Below are 20,901 nucleotides of genomic sequence, written 5' to 3' on the forward strand. Positions count from 1 at the left end.
GCATTGCGCAAGCGCCCGCCGCAAGCATGCTTTCCGTGCCAGCGTGCCAGCGTGCCAGCGTGCCAGCGTGCCAGCGTGCCAGCGTGCCAGCGTGCCAGCGTGCCAGCGTGCCAGCGTGCCAGCGTGCCAGCGTGCCAGCGTGCCAGCGGAGGGCAGGGGGGTCAGTCGCCCAGGGCGGCGAGCAGCGCCTCGGCCTGGCCCGCCTCGGGGGCGAGGGCCTCGCGGTTTTCGCCGGGGCGGAAGCGGGCGCGCAGGGCGGTGGGCATCGGCCGGGGGGTGAAGAGCATCACCCGGGGACCGGTGGTCTCGCTCTCGGCGGCATAGGCCTCGACCACGGCGCGGGCGGCGGCCTTGGAGGCGGCGTAGGCGGCGTGGAACTTGCCGGCGGAGGCATCGTCGCAGAACACCGCGGTGGCGCGGGGCTCGGCGGCCTTCAGCAGCGGGTCGGCGATGGTGATGAGCTTCCAGGTGGCGCGGGCGTTGAGCGCCATCGCCCCGTCGAAATCCTTGTCGTCGACATGGCCGGCCGGGCTCAGCGGCGCGGCCTGCGCGGCGCAATGCACCAGCAGGTCGAGCCGGCCCCAGCGCTCGAACACCGAGAGGCCGAGGCGGGCCAGCGCCGGGTCATCGGTGAGCGACATCGGCACCAGCGTGGCGGTGCCGCCCTTCGCCTTGATCGCGTCGTCGAGCTCTTCCAGCCCGCCGGTGGTGCGGGCGAGGGCGATCACGTGGGTGCCCGGCCCGGCGAGGGCCAGGGCCGTGGCATAGCCGAGCCCGCGCGAGGCGCCGGTGACGAGGGCGATGCGCTCCGCCATCAGGCGCGCTTGAGCTGCAGCCGACCGCTGTCGACCACGTCGGAGGGGTGGATGGGGTATTCGCCGGAGAAGCAGGCGTCGCAGAAGCGCGGGCTCGCGGTGCGGCCCTCGGCCTGGCCGGTGGCGCGGTAGAGCCCCTCGAGCGAGACGAACTTCAGGCTGTCCACCCCGAGATGCACGCGCATCTGCTCCTCGGTCATGTGGGCGGCGAGCAGCTTCTCGCGGTCCGGCGTGTCGACGCCGTAGAAGCAGGGCCAGGACGTGGGGGGGGAGGCGATGCGGAAATGCACCTCCTTCGCGCCCGCGTCGAGGATCATCTCGCGGATCTTCTGGCTCGTGGTGCCGCGCACCACCGAATCATCGACCAGCACCACCCGCTTGCCCTCGATGATGGCGCGGTTGACGTTGAGCTTCAGCCGCACGCCCATGTTGCGGATCTCGGCCGTGGGCTCGATGAAGGTCCGGCCCATGTACTGGTTGCGGATGATGCCCATCGCATAGGGAATGCCGCTCTCCTGCGCGAAGCCGATGGCCGCCGGGGTGCCGCTGTCGGGCACCGGGCAGACGATATCGGCCTCCACCGGCGCCTCGCGCGCCAGCTCCACGCCGATCTGCCGGCGGGTCTCGTAGACCGAGCGGCCGCCGATCACGCTGTCGGGGCGGGAGAAGTAGACGTATTCGAAGATGCAGAAACGCGACTTCGCCGGGGTGAACGGGTGGAAGCTCTCGATGCCGTCCGGCGTGATGATGACCATCTCGCCCGGCTCGATCTCGCGCACGAACTCGGCGCCGATGATGTCGAGCGCGCAGGTCTCCGAGGAGAGGGCCCAGCCGGTGCCGACGCGGCCCAGCACCAGCGGGCGCACGCCCAGCGGGTCACGCACGCCGATGAGCTTGGAGCGGGTCATGGCGATGACCGAGAAGGCGCCTTCCACGCGGCGCAGCGCGTCCTTCATCCGCTCGGGGATGGTCTTCTGGATCGAGCGCGCCATCAGGTGGATGATGCACTCGGTGTCGGAGGAGGACTGGAAGATCGAGCCGGCCTGGATCAGCTCGCGCTTCAGCGCCTCGGCATTGGTGAGGTTGCCGTTGTGCGCGATGGCGCAGCCGCCCATGGCGAACTCGGCGAACAGGGGCTGCACGTCGCGGATCGCGGTCTGGCCCTTGTTGCCGGCGGTGGAGTAGCGCACGTGGCCCATGGCGAGCGAGCCGGGCAGCGTGTCCATCAGCGACTTCGAGGTGAAGTTGTCGCGCACGTAGCCGAAGCGCCGGGCCGAGGAGAATCCCATCTCCGGGGCCCAGGAGACGATACCGCCGGCCTCCTGGCCGCGATGCTGGAGCGCGTGGAGCCCGAGAGCGACGAAATTCGCCGCGTCGGGCACGCCGACGACGCCGAAAATGCCGCATTCCTCATGCAGCTTGTCGTCGTCGAACGGGTGACGGGGAAGCTCGGACATCCTGAACCCTCGGGAGCAGCCTTGGAACGAAGGCGCTTATATAGGCGGTGGGGGGGAGTGTCACGACCCCCCGCTCGCATTACTGTGAACAGGTGCCGAAGAGCTGCTCGTAGCGGGTGTCGAGCCAGCCCGGGGTCTCGGTGGGCACCTCGGCGCGCAGCTGGTCGCGGGCATCGGCGAGGAAGACCGCGGTGCGCGAATTGTCGATCTGCGGGAAGTCGAGGTTGAGGTACTGGTAGACCACCAGCGCCACCACCACCAGCAGCACGCCGCGCGCGAGGCCGAAGAGGAAGCCCGCGCCCTGGTCGACCGGCCCCAGCGCCGAGTTCTGCACCCAGGAGGCAAAGAGCGGCGTGAAGATCGACAGGATGATCAGCGCCACGGCAAACACCACAGCGAAGGCCGCGAGCACGGAGAACTGGCAGGAGGAGGACAGGAAATCGGTGATCACCGGGATCTCGCGCACCAGCGGCTCGACCGTGGGGGCGAGGTAGAAGGCCACGATGGCCGCGATCACCCAGCCGGCGATGGCCAGCACCTCGCGCACGAAGCCGCGCGAGTAGGCCAGCAGCGCCGATACGGCGATCACCAGCAACACCACGCCGTCCGCGATAGTGAATCCGTCCATGGGGTACTCCCGTCTCTGTCCTCTGGCGCGGGGGCCCCGCCCGCCGCGCCGCTACGCCTCTGATCCGTCCGGGCGCCCGCGGGCCCGGCGCCGGCGGCCGCCGGCTGTCCTTCTACTCGACCGCCCCGAAGGTGGTCTCGACAAATCCCGCAAGGTCGTCGATTCGTTGCACAGTGATGCCAGATTCCCCCTGCAGCTTCATCTGCGAAGGGGCGATGGCCGCGGCAAAGCCCAGCTTCGCCGCCTCCTTCAGCCGCTGGTCGGCCTGCGAGACCGGGCGCAGCGCGCCGGAGAGCGAGATCTCCCCGAAGACCACCGTGTCGGTGGGGATCGGCACGTCCTGGCGCGAGGACAGGATGGCCGCCGCCACCGCGAGGTCGGCCGCGGGCTCGGACACCCGCATGCCGCCCGCCACGTTGAGGTAGACGTCGAGCCCGCCGAAGGTGACGCCGCAGCGCGCCTCGAGCACCGCGAGGATCATCGACAGCCGCCCGCCGTCCCAGCCCACGGTCTGGCGCCGGGGCGTGGCGAGGGTGGAGGGGGCGACCAGCGCCTGGATCTCGACCAGCAGCGGCCGCGTGCCCTCGATGCCGGCAAACACCACCGAGCCGGAGGCCGGGCGGTCGCGCTCGGACAGGAACAGCTCGGATGGGTTGAGCACCTCCGCGAGGCCGGCGCCGGTCATCTCGAACACGCCGATCTCGTCGGCCGGGCCGAAGCGGTTCTTGACCGCGCGCAGGATGCGGTACTGGTGGCCGCGCTCGCCCTCGAAATAGAGCACGGTGTCGACCATGTGCTCGATCACCCGCGGCCCGGCGATCTGGCCGTCCTTGGTCACGTGGCCCACCAGCACCACCGAGATGCCGCGGCGCTTGGCGAAACTGGTGAGCTCGTGGGAGGCGGCGCGCACCTGGCTCACCGAGCCGGGCGCGCTCTCCACGTGGTCGGCCCACATGGTCTGGATCGAATCGATGATCACGAAGCCCGGGCGCTCGGCGTCGAGCGTGGTGAGGATGTCGCGCAGGTTGGTCTCGGCGGCGAGCGAGACCGGGGCGGCGCCGAGGCCGAGGCGCTGCGCGCGCATGCGCACCTGGCCCGCGGCCTCCTCGCCCGAGACATAGATGGTCTTCACGCCAGCACCGGCGAAGGCGGCGGCGGCCTGCAGCAGCAGGGTGGACTTGCCGATGCCCGGGTCGCCGCCCACCAGCACCACGGAGGCCGGCACGAGACCGCCGCCCAGCACCCGGTCAAGCTCGCCGATGCCGGAGACGGTGCGCGGCAGTGGCGCCTCGGTCTCGGCCAGCGAGGAGAGGGCCATGCCCTTGCCGCGGCTGGCACCCAGCGTCTTCTTCGCCGGGCCCGAGGCGGAGAGGGCGGCCTCCTCGTGGATCGTGTTCCAGCCGCCGCAGGCCTCGCAATGCCCGGCCCATTTCTTGTAGACCGCGCCGCAGGCCGAGCAGACGAATTGTGTGGTGGTTCGTGCCATGCCGCCCCGATTGCCCTATTGCGCCGCGAAGGGCAAGCCGGCGAGCAGCGCCGCCCCGAAGGCCGCCTGCATCAGCGGCAGCACCCGGGTGGCGCCGCGCTCGAACGCCGCCCCGGCGAGGCCGGCGAGCAGCAGCAGCACCCCCAGCACCGCCGCCGGCCCCGGCAGCACCAGCTGCAGCGTGCCCATGGCCGCGATGGTGAGCGCGAGCAGGGCGGCGTGCGTCCAGCGCAGCCGGCCGGCGCGCATGAAGACCTGGTAGGCCGACCAGAGCGTGGCGGAAAACACCCCCGCCGCCAGCACGATGCCCACCAGCAGGGTGAGGATGGTGTCGATCATCGGGCCTGCTCCCGTTCCGTGGCCCAGCCGAGGCCGAGCGAGCCCAGCACCAGGGCGGTGAAGAGGTAGAACCCCCAGGCGATGTCGACATGGCCGATGCCCACGCCCTTCACCATCACCACGTAGAGCGCGATGAGGAAGATGTCGGCCATCGACAGCCGGCCGAGCAGGGTGATGACCCGCAGCAGCCCGCGCCCGCCGAGCCCGCGATGGTGGAGCGCCAGCGCCACGGTCTTGCCATAGGGTGCCACGATGGCGAAGAGCGTGACCACCGCGCAGAGCACGAGGTCGGTGCCCGCGAGGGTGACGATGCCGGAGAGGATGGAGATCTCGTCGCCGCCGAAGAAGGGCAGGAAGCCCGCGCGCGCCAGCGGCGCCCACCAGGCGAGGGGGTAGAGCACCAGCAGCGCGAGGTTGCCCAGCCGCAGCGCCGTGTGCCACGGCGCCTGCGGCCCGGCCTCAGCGGAGTGCTGCGATGGGGCCATCGGGCAGGCCGTTGACGAACTGGTGGACGTAAGGGTTGCCGCTGTCGTCGATGCGCTCCACCGGCCCCTCCCATTGCACCACGCCCTCGTGCAGCATCGCCACCCGGTCGGCGATCTTGCGCACGCTGGTCATGTCATGGGTGATGGTCATCGCCGTCGCGCCCATCTCCACCACGATCTCGCGGATCAGGTCGTTGATCACGTCGGCCATGATCGGGTCGAGCCCGGTGGTGGGCTCGTCGAAGAAGATGATCTTCGGCTCGGCGGCGATGGCGCGGGCAAGGCCGACGCGCTTCTGCATGCCGCCCGAGAGCTCGGCGGGGAAGAGGTCGGCCGTGTCCGCCCCGAGACCGACCCGGCGCAGCTTCCCGATGGCGAGGTCGCGCGCATCCGCCCGCTTCAGCCGGCCCTTGCCGCGGAGGAAGCGGAAGGCGACGTTTTCCCACACGGTCATCGAGTCGAACAGCGCGCCGCCCTGGAACAGCATGCCGAACTGGTCGAGGAAGCCGCCCGCGTTGCGCGGGGTGAGGCGGGTGCCGTCGATGTCGATCTCGCCGGCATCGGGGCGGATGAGCCCGATGATGCACTTGAGCGTGACCGACTTGCCGGTGCCCGAGCCGCCGATGATCACCAGGCTCTGGCCGCGGGCCACCGTGAGGTCGACCCCGCGCAGCACGTGCTTGGAGCCGAAGGACTTCGCCACGCCCCGGAGCGCGATCTTTGGAGTATCGGTCATGTGGAGAAGAACACTTCCGTGAGCAGGTAGTTGGCGGCGAGGATCAGGATCGAGGAGGTGACCACCGCGGCCCGGGTGGCCTGGGCCACGCCCTGCGCGCCGCGGCCGGAGTTGTAGCCCTCGAAGCAGCCCACGACGGCGATGATGAAGCCGAAGACCGCGCCCTTCACCAGGCTCGAGACCACGTCGCCGGCGGTGAGATAGTCGAGCGTGTTCTGGATGTAGTTGCCCGAGGCGATGCCGAGCCGCGAGGTGCCCACGAAGAAGCCGCCCATCACGCCGATGATGTCCGACACGGCGGTGAGCAGCGGCATGGCGAGCGTGCCCGCGAGCACCCGGGGCGCCACGAGGAACTTGATCGGGTTGGTGGAGAGGGTGGTGAGCGCGTCGATCTGCTCGGTCACCCGCATGGAGCCGATCTCGGCGGCGATGGAGGCGCCGACGCGCCCGGCCACCATCAGCCCGCAGAGCACCGGCCCCAGCTCGCGCACCATGCCGATGGCGACGATGGAGGGCACGGCGGATTCGGCGTTGAAGCGCGAGCCGCCGGCATAGATCTGCAGCGCCAGCGCGCCGCCGGTGAACAGCGCCGTCAGCCCCACCACCGGCAGGCTGAAATAGCCGATGCGCATCATCTGGCGCAGGAACTCGATGCCGTAGAAGGGCGGCACCAGGATGCCCGCCACCGCCTGCAGCGCGAAGAGCACCAGCGCCCCGGTGGACCGGCACAGCCCCAGCACCGCCCGGCCGATGCCGGCCAGGAACATCTGTCCCGCTGTCAGAACTTGGCTCATCCGTGCAGTTTCCCCGTTTCGCTCAGGCGCCCTTGTAGACGCGGGCATAGCGGCTGCCAAGACCGGTGAGGATCTCGTAGCCGATGGTGCCGGCCGCCCCGGCCAGCGCATCCACCCCCTGGTGGGGCCCGAGGATCTCGAGCGTGGGCGGCACATGGTCGAGCCCGGTCACGTCGACGGTGATCAGGTCCATCGACACCCGGCCCACCAGCGGGCAGGGCCGGTCGCCGGCGTAGAGCGTGGCCTTGCCCGAGAGGCTGCGGAACAGCCCGTCGGCATAGCCCGAGGACAGCGTGGCGATGCGCCGCGGCCCCTCGGCCACGTAGGTCCCGCCATAGCCCACGATCTCGCCGGGCAGCACGTCGCGCACCTGGATCACCGGCAGGGACAGGCTCACCACCGGTGTCGCGTCGGCATAGGGCGCCGCGCCGTAGAGGCCCACGCCCGGCCGCACCATGTCGAAATGATAGAGCGGCCCGAGCAGCGTGCCACCCGTGGCCGAGAGGCTGCGGCGGATGCCGGGCAGCGCCATGGTCATGGTGTTGAAGGCGGCGAGCTGCAGCGCGTTCATCGGGTGGGCGGGCTCATCGGCGCAGGCGAGATGCGACATCACCAGAGAGGGGCGCAGCGCCATGATCTCCATCAGGTGCTGCGCGAGCTCCAGCCCCTCGAAGCCCAGCCGGTTCATGCCGGTGTCGAGCTGCACGCCGCAGGGCCGGCCGGCGAGATCGGCCGAGAAGCGCTTCAGCTGGTCGGGGCTGTTGAGCAGCGGGGTGAGGCCGTGGTCGCGGAACAGCGCCGTCTCGCCCTCGCCGTAGCCGCCGAACACGAAGATCTCCGGCCCCTCGCCGAGGGCGGCCCGCACCTCCGCACCTTCCTCCGCCTGCGCCACGCAGAAGATGCGCGCGCCCGCCGCCGCCAGCGCCGGGGCGATGCGCCCCGCCCCCAGCCCGTAGCAATCCGCCTTCACCACCGCGGCGGTGGCGACATGCGGGGCGGTGAGGGCGTCGAGGGCACGCCAGTTGGCGGTGATGGCGTCGATGTCGACGGTAAGCTGGGCCTGGGCCATTTTCGGATCGGTCTTTCGCGTATGCACTGGAAGGCAGGATCGGGCCACGGCAGCGGCCCGGGGTCAAGGGGCGCTCAGGCGCTCTCGCGCGCCAGCACGGCCTGCACGGCGGCGCGGGCCAGCATCGCCTCGCGGTGGGCGGCGGTGCGCGGGTAGTCGGCGATGTCGATGCCGTCGCTCTTCAGCCAGGCGGAGACGGTGAAGAGATAGGCATCGGCCACGGTGTACTGCGCGCCCATCACCCAAGGGTCGTCGCCCAGCAGCGTCTCGATGTACTCGAAGCTTGCCGCCATGTTGGCACCCACCTTGGCGCGCATGCTCTCCTGCGCCGCCGGGTCGTCCGACCAGCGCGCGGCGCGGCGGCCATGGGCATGGGCCACGTGCACGGTGGAGGAGAGATAGGCGTTGAAGCTCTGCATCTGCGCGAAGGCCCAGGGGTCGGTCGGCGCGAGGCCGGCCTCGGGAAACACCTGCGCGATCCAGGGCAGGATGGCGCAGGTCTCGGTGAGCGTGCCGAGGCCGGTGACCAGCGCCGGCACCCGGCCCTTGGGGTTGATCGCGAGATACTCGGGCGAGTGCTGGGTGTCGGAGGTGAAGTCGATGCGGATCGCCTCGAACTTGGCTCCGGTTTCCTCCAGCGCGATGTGGGAGGCGCGCGAGCAGGCGCCGGGCGAATAGTAGAGCTGCATGGGGAAGTCCTCGATGGTCATCCGGGGCAGGCGGCAGAGAGGCCCGCGCCCCCGCTCCGGGGAGGAGGCGGGGGCGCGGGGAAGGCTCGGGTCAGAGGGTGAAGGGATCGGCCTTGGCCAGCCGGTCGAACTGCATGAGCGAGGCCACCAGCGCGCCCATCCGGTCGAGCGGCACCATGTTGGGGCCGTCGGAGGGGGCGCGGTCGGGGTCTTCGTGGGTCTCGATGAAGATCGCCGCCACGCCGATGGCCGCGGCACAGCGCGCCATCAGCGGCGCGAACTCGCGCTGCCCGCCCGAGGCGCCGCCGAGCCCCCCGGGCTGCTGCACCGAATGCGTCGCGTCCATCACCACCGGGTAGCCGGTGGCGGCCATCTGCGGCAGGCCGCGCATGTCGGCCACCAGCGTGTTGTAGCCGAAGGAGGTGCCGCGCTCGCACAGCAGGATGTTCTCGTTGCCGGTGGAGGCGATCTTCGCCGCCACGTTGGGCATGTCCCAGGGCGCGAGGAACTGGCCCTTCTTCACGTTCACCGCGCGCCCCGTCTCGCCCGCGGCGAGGAGCAGGTCGGTCTGGCGGCTGAGGAAGGCGGGGATCTGCAGGATGTCGACCACCTCGGCCACCTTGGCGCACTGGTCCGGCGCGTGGACATCGGTCACCACCGGGCAGCCGATCTCGGCCTTCACCGCCGCCAGCACCTCGAGCCCTGCGTCGATGCCGAGGCCGCGCTTGCCGGAGACGGAGGTGCGGTTGGCCTTGTCGTAGCTCGCCTTGAACACGTAGCCCGCGCCGTTCTCGGCGCAGATCTTCGCCATCTTCTCGGCGATCATCAGCGCGTGGTCGCGGCTCTCGAGCTGGCAGGGGCCGGCGAGGAAGGTGAGGGGGGCGGTGTTCGAGAGGGCGATATCGCCGACCCGGACGGTTCTGGGAGCTGTCATGGTCTGGCCTTGCTGAAAAAGCGCGGGATCGGGGCGGGGGCGGCTGGCCGGGCGCCGGCGGAGGCCGGGGCGGCCCGGGGCGCAGAGCTGTGGTGCGCGGTCATCTGCGGCGTCCTCCGGCCGCGGCGCTGGCTGGCCGCGCACCCTGTCGGAAGGCGCCTCCCGCGCCCCCTTCGGGGGCCCGCGGGCTGCGCCGGGTTCGTGTCGGCGCGACTATGCGCCGGCCGTGCGGCAGGGGCAAGCCCCCGGGGCGGGCGGGCCGGGGAACGCAAACGGCCGCCGGGAAGCCCGGCGGCCGCAAGCCTCTGAGCGCGGGGGCGCGCCCGGGCGCGGGGCGGTCAGCCGTCCTGCTTCTGCACCCGGCAGAGCTTGCCCGCCACCAGCGCCACCACCGCGGCGGCGAAGCTGAACAGCGCGCCCATCTTGGCCGCGTCCTGCACCGCCTGCTCGGCCAGCATGTTCGGCGAGCCGGGGTCGACCCGGAAGGCGACCGTGGCGACGAAGAGCGACACGGTGAAGCCGATGGCCGCCACGCAGCCCACCACGAAGAGGTCGATCACCCGCATGCCCTCGGGCAGGCCGAGGCCGAGCGGGCGCGCCGCGATCCAGCCCATCAGCCAGATGCCGAAGGGCTTGCCGATCAGCAGCCCCGCCATCACCAGCCAGGTGGGCGTGCCGATGGAGTTGAACTCCACGCCCGCGTTCGCGAGGCCGAAGAGGAACAGGATGATCTCCACCGGGTATTTCAGCGCGTGCTCGATGTGGTTGAGCAGGTCGGACATGTGCTCTTCCGCCTCCGCGAAGAAGCCGAAGCCGCGGTCCGCGTGCGGGATGGTGGGCACGATGGGCAGCAGGCCGAGCGCCGGGTGGATGCCCGATTCCTGGAAGGCGTACCACGAGATGCAGGCCGCGATCAGGTAGGGCCAGAAGCTCAGCTTCGCGCGGAAGAAGCTGGACCAGGGCCGGTCCGGCTTGCCGGTGTCGAGCTTGCGCGGCAGCCAGTTGGCCAGCAGGAACACCGCCAGCGCCGCCCCGAAGGACACCAGCAGCCACTGCGGCGCGAGATCGCCCGAGGGGTAGAAGATCGCGAGGATGATCAGCCCCGCGGCGTCGTCGGCGATGGCGAGCAGCAGCAGGAAGCGCACTGCCGGGTGGCCCGCGCCGAACACCAGCCGCCCCACGAGGTAGGAGAAGGCGATGTCGGTGGCGGTGGGGATGGCCCAGCCGTTTGCGACCGCGTCATAGGTGGTCGAGCCCATGAGCGCGGCGAGCCCGAGATAGACCGCGATGGGCCCGAACATGCCGCCGGCGGTGGCCACCAGCGGGGTCATGGCCTTCTTGCCGCGCAGCGAGCCCTCCTCGAGGACGATCGCCTCCCAGACCTCCTTGCCGGCCATGGCGAAGAACAGCGCCATGAGCAGGTCGTTCACGAGAAAATGAACCGTGAGCGAGCGGTGCATGTGCCCTTCGGCATCGGCATGCATCGCGCCGATCCAGGAATTGTCGACCAGCACGTACTCGACGAGATGGTGGTAGCTCTCGGGCGACGTGTTCGCCCAGATCAGCGCCAGGATGGCGCCGATCACCAGCAACAAAGAATATTCTGTCAGAAATCCCCAGACCCTGTACATCCGGCACCCTCTCTCCTGTGACGTCTTAACATTTCCTTAGGCGATCGGTCCGGAGGGGGCAAGGAAGGCCGGGCCCGGGCGATGGCCCCAGGGCGCGCCAACCCGCTGCCCCGGGGCGCCGCGCGCGCCCCGGAGCCCGGGCCTCTCTCCGGGCCGCCTGCCTCAGCTGCGGGCGGGAATGTTCATGCCCCGGTGCACGGCCGGGCGGTCCATGCAGCGCTCGAACCAGTCCTGCACGGCGGGGCGGGTCTCGAACTCGACGAGATCGGCGGCCTCGTAGAAGCCGATGAGCGTGTTGATCCAGGGGAAGGTGGCGATGTCGGCCACCGAGTAGGTGTCACCGGCAAGGTAGGGGTGATGGGCGAGCTGGGCCTCGAGCACGCCGAGCAGGCGCTTCGTCTCGTCGAGGTAGCGCTGGCGGGGGTAGGGGTCGGTCACCTTCTCGGCGGCGAACTTGTGGAAATGGCCGAGCTGGCCGAACATCGGCCCCACGCCGCCCATCTGGAACATCAGCCACTGGATCGCCTTCCAGCGGCCCTCGGGGTCGGACGGCATGAGCTGGTCGGTCTTGCGGGCGATGTAGAGCAGGATGGCGCCGCTCTCGAACAGGGTGAAGGGCCGGCCGCCCGGCCCGTCGGGGTCGAGGATGGCGGGGATCTTGTTGTTGGGGTTCACCGAGAGGAACTCGGGCGTGAACTGGTCATCGGTGGAGAAGGAGACGAGATGCGCCTCGTAGGGCAGGCCGGTCTCCTCGAGCGCGACGCCGATCTTCTGGCCGTTGGGGGTCGGCAGCGAGTAGAGCTGCAGCCGGTCGGGGTGCTGGGCCGGCCAGCGGCGGGTGACGGGGAAACTGCTCAGATCGGCCATGCTTGGGGTCCTCCTCGGCTCGGTGTGGGCGAAGGTGAGCGCGAGCCGGGGCGGATGTCAACGCGCGAGCGCCGGCGGCCCCCGGGCGGGCGGCCCGCGCTGGACGCCCGGCACCATTCACGCTAGGCGGCGAACCCGGCTGTGGTCATACTCGGCCCGCCAACCATATTGAGCGCGGCGACAGGACAATCGGAGGCAGGGATGCTCAAGGAATTCAGGACTTTCATCGCACGCGGCAACGTGATCGACCTCGCGGTCGGCATCATCATCGGTGCCGCCTTCACTGCCATCGTGAACTCGCTGGTCAAGGACCTGATCAACCCGATCATCGGCGTGATCACCGGCGGGGTGGATTTCACGAACCTCTTCGTGGTGCTGGGCCCGGGCACGTTCGACAGCCTCGCCGCGGCGCGGGAGGCGGGCGCGGCGGTGTTTGCCTACGGCGCCTTCGTGACCGCGGTGATCAACTTCCTCATCATCGCCTTCGTGGTGTTCATGCTGGTGCGGGCGGTGAACTCGATGAAGCGCAAGGAGGCCGTGGTGCCGGCCGAGACGCCCACGGGCCCCACCCAGGTGCAGCTCCTCACCGAGATCCGCGACGCGCTGCGCGAGGGCCGGGGCTGAGCCCCGGGCCGCTGCGGGCGGGGACAGCCATGCGCGACACGGGACTCGATGCGACCGACCTGAAGATCCTCGACGTGCTGCAGCGCGAGGGGCGGATCTCGAACGCGGATCTCGCGGAGCGGGTGAACCTCTCGCCCTCGGCCTGCCACCGGCGCGTGGCGCGGCTGGAGGCGGAGGGGGTGATCCTCGACTACGCGGCGATGCTCGACCCCCGCTCGGTGGGCCGGCCGGCGACGGTGTTCGTGGAGATCACCCTGTCCGGGCAGTCCGACGAGGTGCTCGACGCCTTCGAGCGCGAGGTGGCGACCATCCCGGACGTGCTGGAGTGTCACCTGATGGCCGGCACGGCGGACTACCTGCTGAAGGTGGTGGCGCGGGACACGGAGGATTTCGCCCGCATCCACCGCCGCCACCTCTCGCGCCTGCCGGGGGTGGCGCAGATGCACTCGAGCTTCGCGCTGCGCACGGTGTTCAAGACCTCGGCCCTGCCGCTGGGCTGAGGCGGGGGTCCGCTGGCCGCGGACCCGGCGGACGGCCGCGTGCCGCGACCGGCGCCTTCGTGCTCCGGCTGGCGCCTGCGCAGGGCAAGGGCGCTGCGGCTGGCGCCTGCGCGGGGCTCGCCCGGTGCAGCCGTCCTCAGGCGGCGAGGAGGAAGGGCAGGCCGTAGAGCGCCGCCGCCCCGGCTGCCACCGCCCCGAAGAAATTGCGGCTGAGGGCACCCACCAGCACCGCGGCGGCGGCGGCGGTGAGGCGGGGGGCGTCGAGCGCGCCGCCCGTGGCCTGCGGCCAGACCACCAGCGGCGCCACCAGCCCGGGCAGCACCGCCACGGCGACATAGCGCAGGTGGCGCAGCAGCCAGTCGGGCAGCTCGCGCCGGCCGAGGATGCCGAGGAAGGACAGCCGCAGCAGGAAGGTGCCGATGCCCAGCGCGACCGTGACGGTCCAGACGATGACGGGCTCGATCATGCGCCGAGCCCTCCGGCGTCGGCCCGCGAGCGGTGCAGGGCGAGGCGGCGCTCGGTCTCGGCGCCCGCGGCCATGGCAGCGAGGGCGGCGACGAGCACCCCGGTGGACCAGGGCATCCAGGCGAGCAGCAGCGCGATCACCACGGAGGTGAAGGCAGCCACGATATGCGGCAGGCTGCGCAGCTGCGGCGCGATCATGGCGATGAAGGTGAGCGGCACCGCGAAGTCGAGCGCGTATTCCGGCGGGATAGACCTGCCCACCAGCATGCCCACGCCCGAGAGCACCACCCAGGGCACGCAGATGGCAAGCGCGGTGCCGAAGAAATAGCCCAGCTTCTCCTCCAGCGTCATCGTGGGCCGGCGCTCGAACTCCTGCACCGAGATGGCGAAGGTCTGGTCGACCAGCACGAAGGCGGCGAGCGCGCGCATGCGCAGCGGCGCCGCCCCGATATGCGGCGCGATGGAGGCGGAGTAGAGCGCCAGCCGCAGGTTCACCGCGAGCGCCGCCGCGATCACGATCAGCGTCGGCGCGTGGTCCTGCATCAGCGCGAGGGCGGTGAACTGCGAGGCGCCGGCGATCACCAGCGTGGTCATCGACAGGGTCTGCACGATGTCGAGCCCGGCCTGGTCGGCGAGCACACCGAACAGCAGGCCGAAGGGGCCGATCACGACAATGAAGGGCAGGCCCGCGAAAAACCCCCTGCGAAGGGCGCGGACGGAACTCCGTGTGGACATCGGGGAGCCTCTGGGTCAGGTATCGGTAAGCTGAATACCGCGCACCGCCACCACTCGCCAGTGACGATATGTGATGGCGGCCAGAAACATGTCTGATGAATGACGCTCCCCCGGCCCGCGCCGGGGCGGGCAGGGAGGCGAGAGCATGGCGCAGACCGGCGGGGCCGAGGCGCCCCTCATCATCGCACCGGACCCGGGCAACAGCCGGCTGACCCGGGCCGTCACCGGCACCGACCAGAGCGGCGCTGCCCGCGAGATCCGCGTGGTGGAGGAGCGCCCGCTCACCATCTACCTCAATTCCCAGGAGATCGTCACCGCGATGACCATCGGGGATTACCCGGGCTACCTCGCGGTGGGCTACCTCGCGAATCAGGGCATGCTGCTGGCCTCCGACACGCTCACCGGCGTCGATTACGACGAGGAGCTGGAAACGGTGGTGGTGCGCACCGCCCGCGCCACCGATTACGAGGACAAGCTCAAGCGCAAGACCCGCACCTCCGGCTGCGCGGTGGGCACGGTGTTCGGCGACATGATGGAGGGGCTCGAGGGCCTCACCCTGCCGCCGGCCGAGCTGCGCACCTCCGCGCTCTATGCCCTCGCGCACCGCATCAACACCATGCCGAGCCTCTATCTCGAGGCCGGCGCCATCCACGGCACGGTGCTCTGCGAGGGCGACCGGCCGCTCGTCTACATGGAGGATGTCGGGCGGCACAACGCGGTGGACAAGATCGCCGGCTGGATGCGGATGGAAGGCGTGCCCGCCGCCGACAAGCTGCTCTACACCACCGGCCGGCTCACCTCGGAGATGGTGATCAAGACCGCGCTGATGGGCATCCCGGTGCTCGCCTCGCGCTCGGGCTTCACCGCCTGGGGGGTGGAGATCGCCCGTCAGGTGGGGCTCACGCTCATCGGGCGCATGCGCGGCGAGCGCTTCATCTGCCTCTCGGGCGAGGAGCGCCTGCTGCGCGACGCCGACCCCGCCACCGCCCCGCGCGAGCCGCGCCGGGCCGGGCGCAAGGGGGCGGAGGAATGAGCCTGCCCCCGGCGGTGATCCTCGCGGGCGGGCTTTCCTCGCGCATGGGGGGCGGCGACAAGGGGCTGCTCGCCCCCGGCGGGCGCAGCCTGATCGACCGGGTGATCGGGCGCATCGCGCCGCAGGCCGGCGCCCTCGCGCTCAACGCCAACGGCGACGCGGCGCGCTTCGAGGCCTTCGGCCTGCCGGTGATCGCCGACAGCATGGCCGGCCACCCAGGGCCGCTCGCCGGCGTGCTCGCCGCGATGGACTGGGCGGCGCGCGCGGGCCAGGAGAGCGTGGTCACCGTGGCGGCGGACACGCCCTTCTTCCCGCCCGACCTCGTCGCCCGCCTGCAGCGCGCCGCGGCCGAGGCGGGCACGCCGCTCGCCCTCGCCGCCACGCCGCGGCCCGGGGGCGGGCTGTCACGCCACCCCACATTCGGCTTGTGGCACACGGGCTTGCGCGACGACCTGCGCGCCGCACTCGAAGACGGCCTGCGCAAGGTGGTGCTCTGGACCGATGCGCAGGGCTGTGCGACGGCCAGCTTCGACGTCACGTCCTTCGATCCGTTCTTCAATGTGAATACGCCCGATGATATGGCGGAAGCTGAACGGATGATCGCGGAGTTCGGCCTGTGAGAGTATTCGGCATCGTCGGGTGGAAGAATTCCGGCAAGACGACCCTGATGGAGCGGCTGGTGGCCGAGATCACCGCCCGGGGCTTCACGGTCTCCACCGTGAAGCACGCGCATCACGAGTTCGACGTGGACCGACCGGGCAAGGACAGCCACCGCCACCGGATGGCCGGCGCGCAGGAGGTGCTGCTCTCCTCCGCCAGGCGCTGGGCGCTGATGCACGAGATGCGCGGCGCGCCGGAAACCCCGCTGCCGGAACTGCTGAAGAAGCTCTCGCCCGTCGATCTCATCCTCGTCGAGGGCTACAAGCGCGACAGCCACCCCAAGGTGGAGGCCTGGCGCCGCGAGACCGGCAACGCCGCCCTCGTCTTCGACGACCCCACCGTGCGCGCCGTGGCCACCAACGACACGCTCGAGGGCGTCACCGTGCCGCTGCTGCCGCTCGACGATGCCGCGACGGTGGCCGATTTCATCCTGCGGGAGGTGGGGCTGGTCCCCGCCGCGGCGCAATGAGCGGGGCGGGGAGCGAGGACGCGCCGCCGCTGCGCGACGATTGCTTCGCCCTGCCGCCGGGCGTGGAATGGACCCCGGTCGACACGGCACTCGCCCACCTGCGCGCCTCCATGCACCCGGTGACCCACCCCGAGGACATCCCCCTGCGGGAGGCCGCGGGCCGCATCCTCGCCGTGCCCGCGACCGCCCGCATCGCAAACCCGCCGGCGGCGAATTCCGCGGTCGACGGCTATGGCTTCGCCCATGCCGCCCTGACCGGCGAGGGGCCCTACCGCCTGCCGCTCGCCCCCGGCCGGGCCGCCGCCGGCGTGCCCTTCGCCGAGGCGCTGCCCGAGGGCCAGGCGCTGCGCATCCTCACCGGCGCGCTGATCCCCGAGGGGGTCGACACCATCGTGCTGCAGGAAGACTGCCTCACCAGCGCCGAGGACATCCGCTTCGCCCGCGGCCTGAAGCCCGGTGCGAACATCCGCCGCGCGGGCGAGGATTTCGCCGCGGGCGACGTGCTGCTGCCCGCTGGTGCCCGGGTGGCGGCGCGCGACCTCGCGCTGCTCTCCGCCGGCGGGCTCGGCACCCTGCGGGTGCGCGCCGCCTTGCGCGTGGGCGTGCTCTCCACCGGCGACGAGCTGGTCGAGCCCGGTGCCGCCGCCGGCCCCGGCCAGGTGCCGGACGCGAACCGCCCCATGCTGCTCGCCATGCTGCGCGCCTGGGGGCTGGAGCCGGTCGACCTCGGCCGCGCGGGCGACAGTGCCGGCGCGGTGGAAGAGGCGCTCGGCCGCGGCGCCGCCCAGTGCTCGGCCATCCTCACCACCGGCGGCGCCTCGGCGGGCGACGAGGACCATGTCTCCGCCGCCCTGCGCCGGGCCGAGCGCCTGTCGCTGTGGCGCATCGCGGTGAAGCCGGGCCGGCCGCTGGCGCTGGGCCTCTGGGAGGGGGTGCCGGTGTTCGGCCTGCCGGGAAACCCGGTGGCCGCCCTGGTGACGGCGGCCATCTTCGCCCGGCCGGCCCTGCTCTCGATGGCCGGCGCGCCCTTCGCCGCGCCGCGCGGCCTCACCCTTCCCGCCGCCTTCTCCAAGCGCAAGAAGGCTGGCCGGCGCGAATACCTGCGCGCCCGGCTGCGCGACGGCGCGGTGGAGGTCTTCGCCTCAGAGGGCTCCGGGCGCATCTCGGGGCTGAGCTGGGCCGAGGGCCTGTGCGAGCTGCCCGACGCGGCGGCCGAGATCGTCCCCGGCAGCCCGGTCACCTTCATTCCCTGGGCGGAGTTCGGCCTGTGAACAACCCCGCCGCGCGGGGAGCCGGGCGCCCCGCGATCCTCTCGGCCGCCGGCCGGCTCACCTGCGGCTACTACGCGGTGATGTTCCTCAGCTACGGCACCTTCCTGCCGTTCTGGCCCGTCTGGCTGGAGGACTGGGGCCTGAGCCCGGAGGAGGTGGGCGGCTTCATGGCGGCCTCCGTCGCTGCGCGCGTGGTGGCGGGCGTGGTGATCCCGATTATCGCCGAGTGGCTCGACCAGCGCCGCCTCACGCTCGTGGCGCTCTACCTCGGCGGCGCGGCGCTCTTCTCCGCCTGCATGTTCGTCTCGAGCCCCGGCACCCTCTTCGTGGTCACCGTTCTGGCGGCGATCGTGTTTGCCGGCACCTCGCCGATCTCCGAGATCCTCGGCGTGGCGGCGGCGCGCGAGAACGGCTTTGCCTATGCGCATGCCCGCGCCATGGGCTCGATCGGCTTCCTGGGCAGCAACCTCGTGGTCGGCGGGCTGATGGCGAGCTTCGGCAGCGACGCGGCGCTGTGGTGGATCGTGGGCAGCCTGCTGCTGGCGGTGCCGCTTGCCATGCGCCACCCCGGCGGCGGCCGGGTGGGGCGGGCGAACCGCGCCGGCTTCGGCGAGGTGCGGGTGCTGATGCGCAGCCGGCCCTACTGGCTGCTGGCCTGCGCCGTGGCGCTGCTGCAGGGCAGCCACGGGGTGTTCTACGCGCTGGGCTCGGTGCACTGGCGCGACATCGGGCTGGGCGAGGTCACCATCGGCGCGCTCTGGGCCTGGGGCGTGGCGGCCGAGACGGCGCTGATGATCTTCGCCGGGCCCTGGCTGATCAACCGGCTTGGCCCGGTGGGAGCGATGATGCTCTCCGGTGCGGCCGGCGTGCTGCGCTGGGGCGTGATGATGGCCGACCCGGAGGGGGCGGCGCTCTGGGCCGCGCAGGGCCTGCACGCGCTCACCTTCGCGGCCAGCCACCTCGGGCTGATGGCCTTCTTCCAGCACGCCATCCCGCACCGGCTGGCGGCGAGCGCCCAGGGCTTTGCCGTGCAGTTCCTCGGCAACCTGGTGATGGCCGGCAGCATGGCGCTGGCGGGCTTCGCCTACCCGCTGATGGGCGGCGGCATCTACGGCATCGCGGCACTGCTCGCCGGGCTCGGCGGCCTCTGCGCCCTCGGCCTGTGGAAGAGCTGGGACAGGGGCCCGCTGCTGCCCGCCTGAGACCGTGCCGCTGCGCCGAGGGCGACGTCAGTCGGCTGGCTCCGGCCCGCGCCGGCGTCCCGATGCCGAGGGGCTGTGCCGGTCGGAGCCACCCTTGCGGGGCCGGACATGCCCCTGCAAGGACGAGTCCAGTCCAGTCCAGTCCAGTCCAGTCCAGTCCAGTCCAGTCCAGTCCAGTCCAGTCCAGTCCAGTCCAGTCCAGTCCAGTCCAGTCCAGTCCAGCCGCTTCTCGGTCCGGCCCGGCCCGCCTCATGACGGCCGGTGCGATGCCGCCGGGTGGTCGTCCCAGGGGGGCTTGCCGGATGGTCCCCTGCAAGGGGTCGTGGCATGCACGGCTCGGAGGTGTCGCGGTGGCCGGCTTCGGAGAGCCCCGTCAGCGCGTTCGCGGGGTCAGACCGGAAGGGACCCGGTTCGGGCCGCGATGTCACCCGGCGGGGCAGGCTGCGTGGCCGGTCACGTCGGCGCCGGGGGGGGGCGCCGGACGCGCGCGGCGCCTCCAGCCCGCCAGCGGCAGTGCGCCCGGACGGCGGGACCGGCCGGGGTTCTCCGCGCGTGGCGTCAGTACGGGGCGGGTGCGGACCCGGCGCGATGCGTGTCCGGGCGAAAGGCCCGTGCGGGCTGTCGTGAAGCGGGGGAGACGCCTGTTTCAGCCCATTCCCGGGGCCATGGCAGGAAGGTCAGCGGCCGGAGGGGGCCGTCCGGAGGTGCCGGGAGGGAGGGTGCGCGCCACGGGGGCGCGCACCGCTCGTGTCAGTCGAAGGCGCCGTGCACGCGGGCCAGCAGCATGAAGGCGCGGCCGGTGCGGGTGCTGGAGAGCGCGGAGATCTCGTCCTCGCGCGCCTCGGCGCACATGCGGCGCAGCACCACGTCGAAACGGCGCAGGAAGTGCAGCGTCGCGTCGCGGAAGATCGGGTCGCGGCGCGAGCGCTCGCGGCTCGAGGCCAGGGCCTCCTCGTCGCGGATCGCGCCGAGCCCGGCGATGGAGGGGCCGCGCGTGCCGCGCGCGAAGGCCTGCCAGAGGGCGGCGGGGGCGGGGTCCGGGATGAGGTCGTCCATGTAGATGCCGTCCTGCGAGAGCAGGGTCAGCACGTCCTCGGCCGCGCGCAGGCACTGGGACATCTGGTGGTCCCGCATCGCCTGCTTCATCGCGGTGAAGCCCTCGCTGTCGGCCTCGTCCATGGGGAAGTTGAGCGCGATGAGCATCTCGGTCCAGTCGACGCCGGCCTCCGCTTCCTCCTCGCCGCCGTCCGCGGTGAGCGGCAGGGTGGCCTGCTCCTCGTCCGGGTAGTCCTCCACCTTGTCCGCTTCGGACGTTGCCGCCTCGGCCATCACCGCCTCGGCCACCGGGTCGGGTTCGTCCTCCGGCCCGGGCGGGTTTCCGGCCGAGAGCACGGCAGCGGCGGCGGGCGAGGCTTCCTCGGCCGGGGCCTGTTCGGCCTCGAGCCGGGCCAGCGTGTCGGCGAGGCGCGCGCGCTCCTCGGCCACCGGGCCGAGCGGCGTGGAATCGAGCGCTTCCAGGGCCGCGGCGATGCGCGCCCCGTCCTGCGCCGCGGCGGCGCGGTTCTCGCCGGGGAGTGCTGCATCGGCGGCGGTGGCGCTGGCCACGTCCTGCATGCCGGCGAGGGTGCGGCGCATCTCGGCGCGGGCGCTGCGGGCCTCGGCGTCCTCGTCGGAGGCTGGGGGCTCGTCACGGCTGCGCTCCCGCGCGCCGCCCTCCATGCGCGACAGCGCGGCGCGGATGTCCTCGCGCACCCGGGCGGAGGAACTGCTCAGCGGCGCAGCCTGGCCGCCGGCGAAACGTGCCGCGCTGGCCTCCATGCGCGACAGGGCCGCCGCCGCGGCGGGATCGCGGTGCGGAGCCTCCGCGGCGGGCGTCTCGGGCGCGGAGGGGTCCTCCCCGTCCGCGGCGTCCTCCGCCGCGATGGCGTCGGGGGCTGCGGCCTCGGCCGGCGGCAGCGGCTCCGCGCGGGGCGGGGCGGGCGGCACCACCGCGCCGCCGCGGATGGTGGCGA

The 20,901-nt window shown here is 72.0% G+C and carries 23 protein-coding genes; 7 read left to right on the forward strand and 16 right to left on the reverse strand.

From position 1 onward, the window contains the following. Positions 1-161: 161 nt before the first annotated feature. The 13 genes from D3P35_RS13620 to D3P35_RS13685 all read right to left on the reverse strand — a co-directional run bounded on the left by D3P35_RS13620 (position 162) and on the right by D3P35_RS13685 (position 11,930). Entirely contained in the window at positions 162-815 is a 654-nt protein-coding gene (locus D3P35_RS13620; RefSeq protein ID WP_118135281.1) for an SDR family oxidoreductase, read from the reverse strand. Continuing rightward, positions 815-2,272: an amidophosphoribosyltransferase gene (gene purF / locus D3P35_RS13625; RefSeq protein ID WP_118135282.1), complete on the reverse strand. Its 1,458-nt coding sequence runs from the start codon at positions 2,270-2,272 to the stop codon at positions 815-817. The genes D3P35_RS13620 and purF overlap by 1 nt, the downstream gene beginning before the upstream one ends. Positions 2,273-2,351: 79 nt before the next feature. Continuing rightward, positions 2,352-2,900: a CvpA family protein gene (locus D3P35_RS13630; RefSeq protein ID WP_118135283.1), complete on the reverse strand. Its 549-nt coding sequence runs from the start codon at positions 2,898-2,900 to the stop codon at positions 2,352-2,354. Between the two features lie 112 nt (positions 2,901-3,012). Further along, positions 3,013-4,386: a DNA repair protein RadA gene (radA, locus tag D3P35_RS13635; protein WP_118135284.1), complete on the reverse strand. Its 1,374-nt coding sequence runs from the start codon at positions 4,384-4,386 to the stop codon at positions 3,013-3,015. A 15-nt stretch (positions 4,387-4,401) separates the two neighbouring features. Beyond that, entirely contained in the window at positions 4,402-4,725 is a 324-nt protein-coding gene (locus D3P35_RS26190) for a hypothetical protein (RefSeq protein WP_157982145.1), read from the reverse strand. Then, positions 4,722-5,210: a paraquat-inducible protein A gene (locus D3P35_RS13645; RefSeq protein WP_118135285.1), complete on the reverse strand. Its 489-nt coding sequence runs from the start codon at positions 5,208-5,210 to the stop codon at positions 4,722-4,724. The genes D3P35_RS26190 and D3P35_RS13645 overlap by 4 nt, the downstream gene beginning before the upstream one ends. After that, positions 5,185-5,946, reverse strand: a complete 762-nt coding sequence (locus D3P35_RS13650) for an ABC transporter ATP-binding protein (protein WP_118135286.1) — start codon at positions 5,944-5,946, stop codon at positions 5,185-5,187. Before D3P35_RS13650 ends, D3P35_RS13645 begins: the two co-directional genes overlap by 26 nt. After that, positions 5,943-6,740 carry an ABC transporter permease gene (locus D3P35_RS13655; protein WP_118135287.1) on the reverse strand — a complete coding sequence of 266 codons (798 nt, stop codon included), beginning with the start codon at positions 6,738-6,740 and terminating at the stop codon, positions 5,943-5,945. The genes D3P35_RS13650 and D3P35_RS13655 overlap by 4 nt, the downstream gene beginning before the upstream one ends. Positions 6,741-6,762: 22 nt before the next feature. Beyond that, positions 6,763-7,809: an alanine racemase gene (gene alr, locus D3P35_RS13660; RefSeq protein WP_118135288.1), complete on the reverse strand. Its 1,047-nt coding sequence runs from the start codon at positions 7,807-7,809 to the stop codon at positions 6,763-6,765. A 74-nt stretch (positions 7,810-7,883) separates the two neighbouring features. Continuing rightward, entirely contained in the window at positions 7,884-8,498 is a 615-nt protein-coding gene (locus D3P35_RS13665) for a glutathione S-transferase family protein (RefSeq protein ID WP_118135312.1), read from the reverse strand. Between the two features lie 91 nt (positions 8,499-8,589). Next, a complete protein-coding gene (kdsA, locus tag D3P35_RS13670) occupies positions 8,590-9,432 on the reverse strand; it encodes a 3-deoxy-8-phosphooctulonate synthase (protein ID WP_118135289.1) in 843 nt (280 codons plus the stop codon). A 338-nt stretch (positions 9,433-9,770) separates the two neighbouring features. Continuing rightward, positions 9,771-11,063 (reverse strand): Na+/H+ antiporter NhaA, encoded by a 1,293-nt coding sequence (locus D3P35_RS13680; RefSeq protein WP_118135291.1) that lies wholly within the window; start codon positions 11,061-11,063, stop codon positions 9,771-9,773. A 162-nt stretch (positions 11,064-11,225) separates the two neighbouring features. After that, on the reverse strand, positions 11,226-11,930 hold the full coding sequence (locus D3P35_RS13685) for a glutathione binding-like protein (RefSeq protein WP_118135292.1): 705 nt from the start codon (positions 11,928-11,930) through the stop codon (positions 11,226-11,228). 201 nt (positions 11,931-12,131) lie between these two features. On the opposite strand from D3P35_RS13685, the gene mscL reads away from it, so the two are divergent. After that, the gene (mscL, locus tag D3P35_RS13690) at positions 12,132-12,554 is read left to right on the forward strand and encodes a large conductance mechanosensitive channel protein MscL (RefSeq protein WP_118135293.1); all 423 of its coding nucleotides are present in this window, start codon (positions 12,132-12,134) and stop codon (positions 12,552-12,554) included. Between the two features lie 29 nt (positions 12,555-12,583). After that, positions 12,584-13,054, forward strand: a complete 471-nt coding sequence (locus tag D3P35_RS13695) for an Lrp/AsnC family transcriptional regulator (RefSeq protein ID WP_118135294.1) — start codon at positions 12,584-12,586, stop codon at positions 13,052-13,054. A gap of 136 nt (positions 13,055-13,190) precedes the next feature. Here the strand turns inward: D3P35_RS13695 and D3P35_RS13700 are convergent, their stop codons facing one another. Together D3P35_RS13700 and D3P35_RS13705 are read right to left on the reverse strand one after the other, a co-directional pair. Beyond that, a complete protein-coding gene (locus D3P35_RS13700) occupies positions 13,191-13,520 on the reverse strand; it encodes an AzlD domain-containing protein (protein WP_118135295.1) in 330 nt (109 codons plus the stop codon). Next, complete coding sequence (locus D3P35_RS13705) at positions 13,517-14,254, reverse strand: AzlC family ABC transporter permease (RefSeq protein WP_118135296.1); 738 nt, start codon at positions 14,252-14,254, stop codon at positions 13,517-13,519. Before D3P35_RS13705 ends, D3P35_RS13700 begins: the two co-directional genes overlap by 4 nt. A gap of 145 nt (positions 14,255-14,399) precedes the next feature. Between D3P35_RS13705 and D3P35_RS13710 the strand changes: the two genes are divergently transcribed. From D3P35_RS13710 to D3P35_RS13730, 5 genes are read left to right on the forward strand one after another with little or no spacing between them, the layout of a single operon-like run. Further along, complete coding sequence (locus tag D3P35_RS13710; RefSeq protein ID WP_118135297.1) at positions 14,400-15,287, forward strand: formate dehydrogenase accessory sulfurtransferase FdhD; 888 nt, start codon at positions 14,400-14,402, stop codon at positions 15,285-15,287. After that, positions 15,284-15,907, forward strand: coding sequence for a molybdenum cofactor guanylyltransferase MobA (mobA, locus tag D3P35_RS13715; RefSeq protein ID WP_118135298.1), 624 nt, complete (start codon positions 15,284-15,286; stop codon positions 15,905-15,907). Before D3P35_RS13710 ends, mobA begins: the two co-directional genes overlap by 4 nt. Next, the gene (gene mobB, locus D3P35_RS13720; RefSeq protein ID WP_118135299.1) at positions 15,904-16,416 is read left to right on the forward strand and encodes a molybdopterin-guanine dinucleotide biosynthesis protein B; all 513 of its coding nucleotides are present in this window, start codon (positions 15,904-15,906) and stop codon (positions 16,414-16,416) included. The genes mobA and mobB overlap by 4 nt, the downstream gene beginning before the upstream one ends. After that, entirely contained in the window at positions 16,413-17,687 is a 1,275-nt protein-coding gene (gene glp, locus D3P35_RS13725; RefSeq protein ID WP_118135300.1) for a gephyrin-like molybdotransferase Glp, read from the forward strand. The genes mobB and glp overlap by 4 nt, the downstream gene beginning before the upstream one ends. Further along, entirely contained in the window at positions 17,684-18,889 is a 1,206-nt protein-coding gene (locus tag D3P35_RS13730; RefSeq protein WP_118135301.1) for an MFS transporter, read from the forward strand. The genes glp and D3P35_RS13730 overlap by 4 nt, the downstream gene beginning before the upstream one ends. 750 nt (positions 18,890-19,639) lie before the next feature. Here the strand turns inward: D3P35_RS13730 and D3P35_RS13740 are convergent. Then, on the reverse strand, positions 19,640-20,901 hold a 1,262-nt coding region (locus tag D3P35_RS13740; RefSeq protein WP_118135303.1), incomplete at its 5' end, for a hypothetical protein.

The organism is Oceanicella sp. SM1341, assembly GCF_003448965.1.
Lineage (GTDB): Bacteria > Pseudomonadota > Alphaproteobacteria > Rhodobacterales > Rhodobacteraceae > Paroceanicella.

What these genes read in the sequence shown, in the direction of transcription:
- mscL (WP_118135293.1), top strand. Translation starts at nt 12,132, where the DNA reads ATGCTCAAGGAATTCAGGACTTTCATCGCACGCGGCAACGTGATCGAC.
- D3P35_RS13700 (WP_118135295.1), bottom strand. Translation starts at nt 13,520, where the DNA reads ATGATCGAGCCCGTCATCGTCTGGACCGTCACGGTCGCGCTGGGCATC.
- purF (WP_118135282.1), bottom strand. Translation starts at nt 2,272, where the DNA reads ATGTCCGAGCTTCCCCGTCACCCGTTCGACGACGACAAGCTGCATGAG.
- D3P35_RS13655 (WP_118135287.1), bottom strand. Translation starts at nt 6,740, where the DNA reads ATGAGCCAAGTTCTGACAGCGGGACAGATGTTCCTGGCCGGCATCGGC.
- D3P35_RS26190 (WP_157982145.1), bottom strand. Translation starts at nt 4,725, where the DNA reads ATGATCGACACCATCCTCACCCTGCTGGTGGGCATCGTGCTGGCGGCG.
- D3P35_RS13665 (WP_118135312.1), bottom strand. Translation starts at nt 8,498, where the DNA reads ATGCAGCTCTACTATTCGCCCGGCGCCTGCTCGCGCGCCTCCCACATC.
- radA (WP_118135284.1), bottom strand. Translation starts at nt 4,386, where the DNA reads ATGGCACGAACCACCACACAATTCGTCTGCTCGGCCTGCGGCGCGGTC.
- D3P35_RS13645 (WP_118135285.1), bottom strand. Translation starts at nt 5,210, where the DNA reads ATGGCCCCATCGCAGCACTCCGCTGAGGCCGGGCCGCAGGCGCCGTGG.
- D3P35_RS13705 (WP_118135296.1), bottom strand. Translation starts at nt 14,254, where the DNA reads ATGTCCACACGGAGTTCCGTCCGCGCCCTTCGCAGGGGGTTTTTCGCG.
- D3P35_RS13650 (WP_118135286.1), bottom strand. Translation starts at nt 5,946, where the DNA reads ATGACCGATACTCCAAAGATCGCGCTCCGGGGCGTGGCGAAGTCCTTC.
- alr (WP_118135288.1), bottom strand. Translation starts at nt 7,809, where the DNA reads ATGGCCCAGGCCCAGCTTACCGTCGACATCGACGCCATCACCGCCAAC.
- D3P35_RS13680 (WP_118135291.1), bottom strand. Translation starts at nt 11,063, where the DNA reads ATGTACAGGGTCTGGGGATTTCTGACAGAATATTCTTTGTTGCTGGTG.
- glp (WP_118135300.1), top strand. Translation starts at nt 16,413, where the DNA reads ATGAGCGGGGCGGGGAGCGAGGACGCGCCGCCGCTGCGCGACGATTGC.
- mobA (WP_118135298.1), top strand. Translation starts at nt 15,284, where the DNA reads ATGAGCCTGCCCCCGGCGGTGATCCTCGCGGGCGGGCTTTCCTCGCGC.
- D3P35_RS13620 (WP_118135281.1), bottom strand. Translation starts at nt 815, where the DNA reads ATGGCGGAGCGCATCGCCCTCGTCACCGGCGCCTCGCGCGGGCTCGGC.
- D3P35_RS13710 (WP_118135297.1), top strand. Translation starts at nt 14,400, where the DNA reads ATGGCGCAGACCGGCGGGGCCGAGGCGCCCCTCATCATCGCACCGGAC.
- D3P35_RS13695 (WP_118135294.1), top strand. Translation starts at nt 12,584, where the DNA reads ATGCGCGACACGGGACTCGATGCGACCGACCTGAAGATCCTCGACGTG.
- D3P35_RS13685 (WP_118135292.1), bottom strand. Translation starts at nt 11,930, where the DNA reads ATGGCCGATCTGAGCAGTTTCCCCGTCACCCGCCGCTGGCCGGCCCAG.
- kdsA (WP_118135289.1), bottom strand. Translation starts at nt 9,432, where the DNA reads ATGACAGCTCCCAGAACCGTCCGGGTCGGCGATATCGCCCTCTCGAAC.
- D3P35_RS13630 (WP_118135283.1), bottom strand. Translation starts at nt 2,900, where the DNA reads ATGGACGGATTCACTATCGCGGACGGCGTGGTGTTGCTGGTGATCGCC.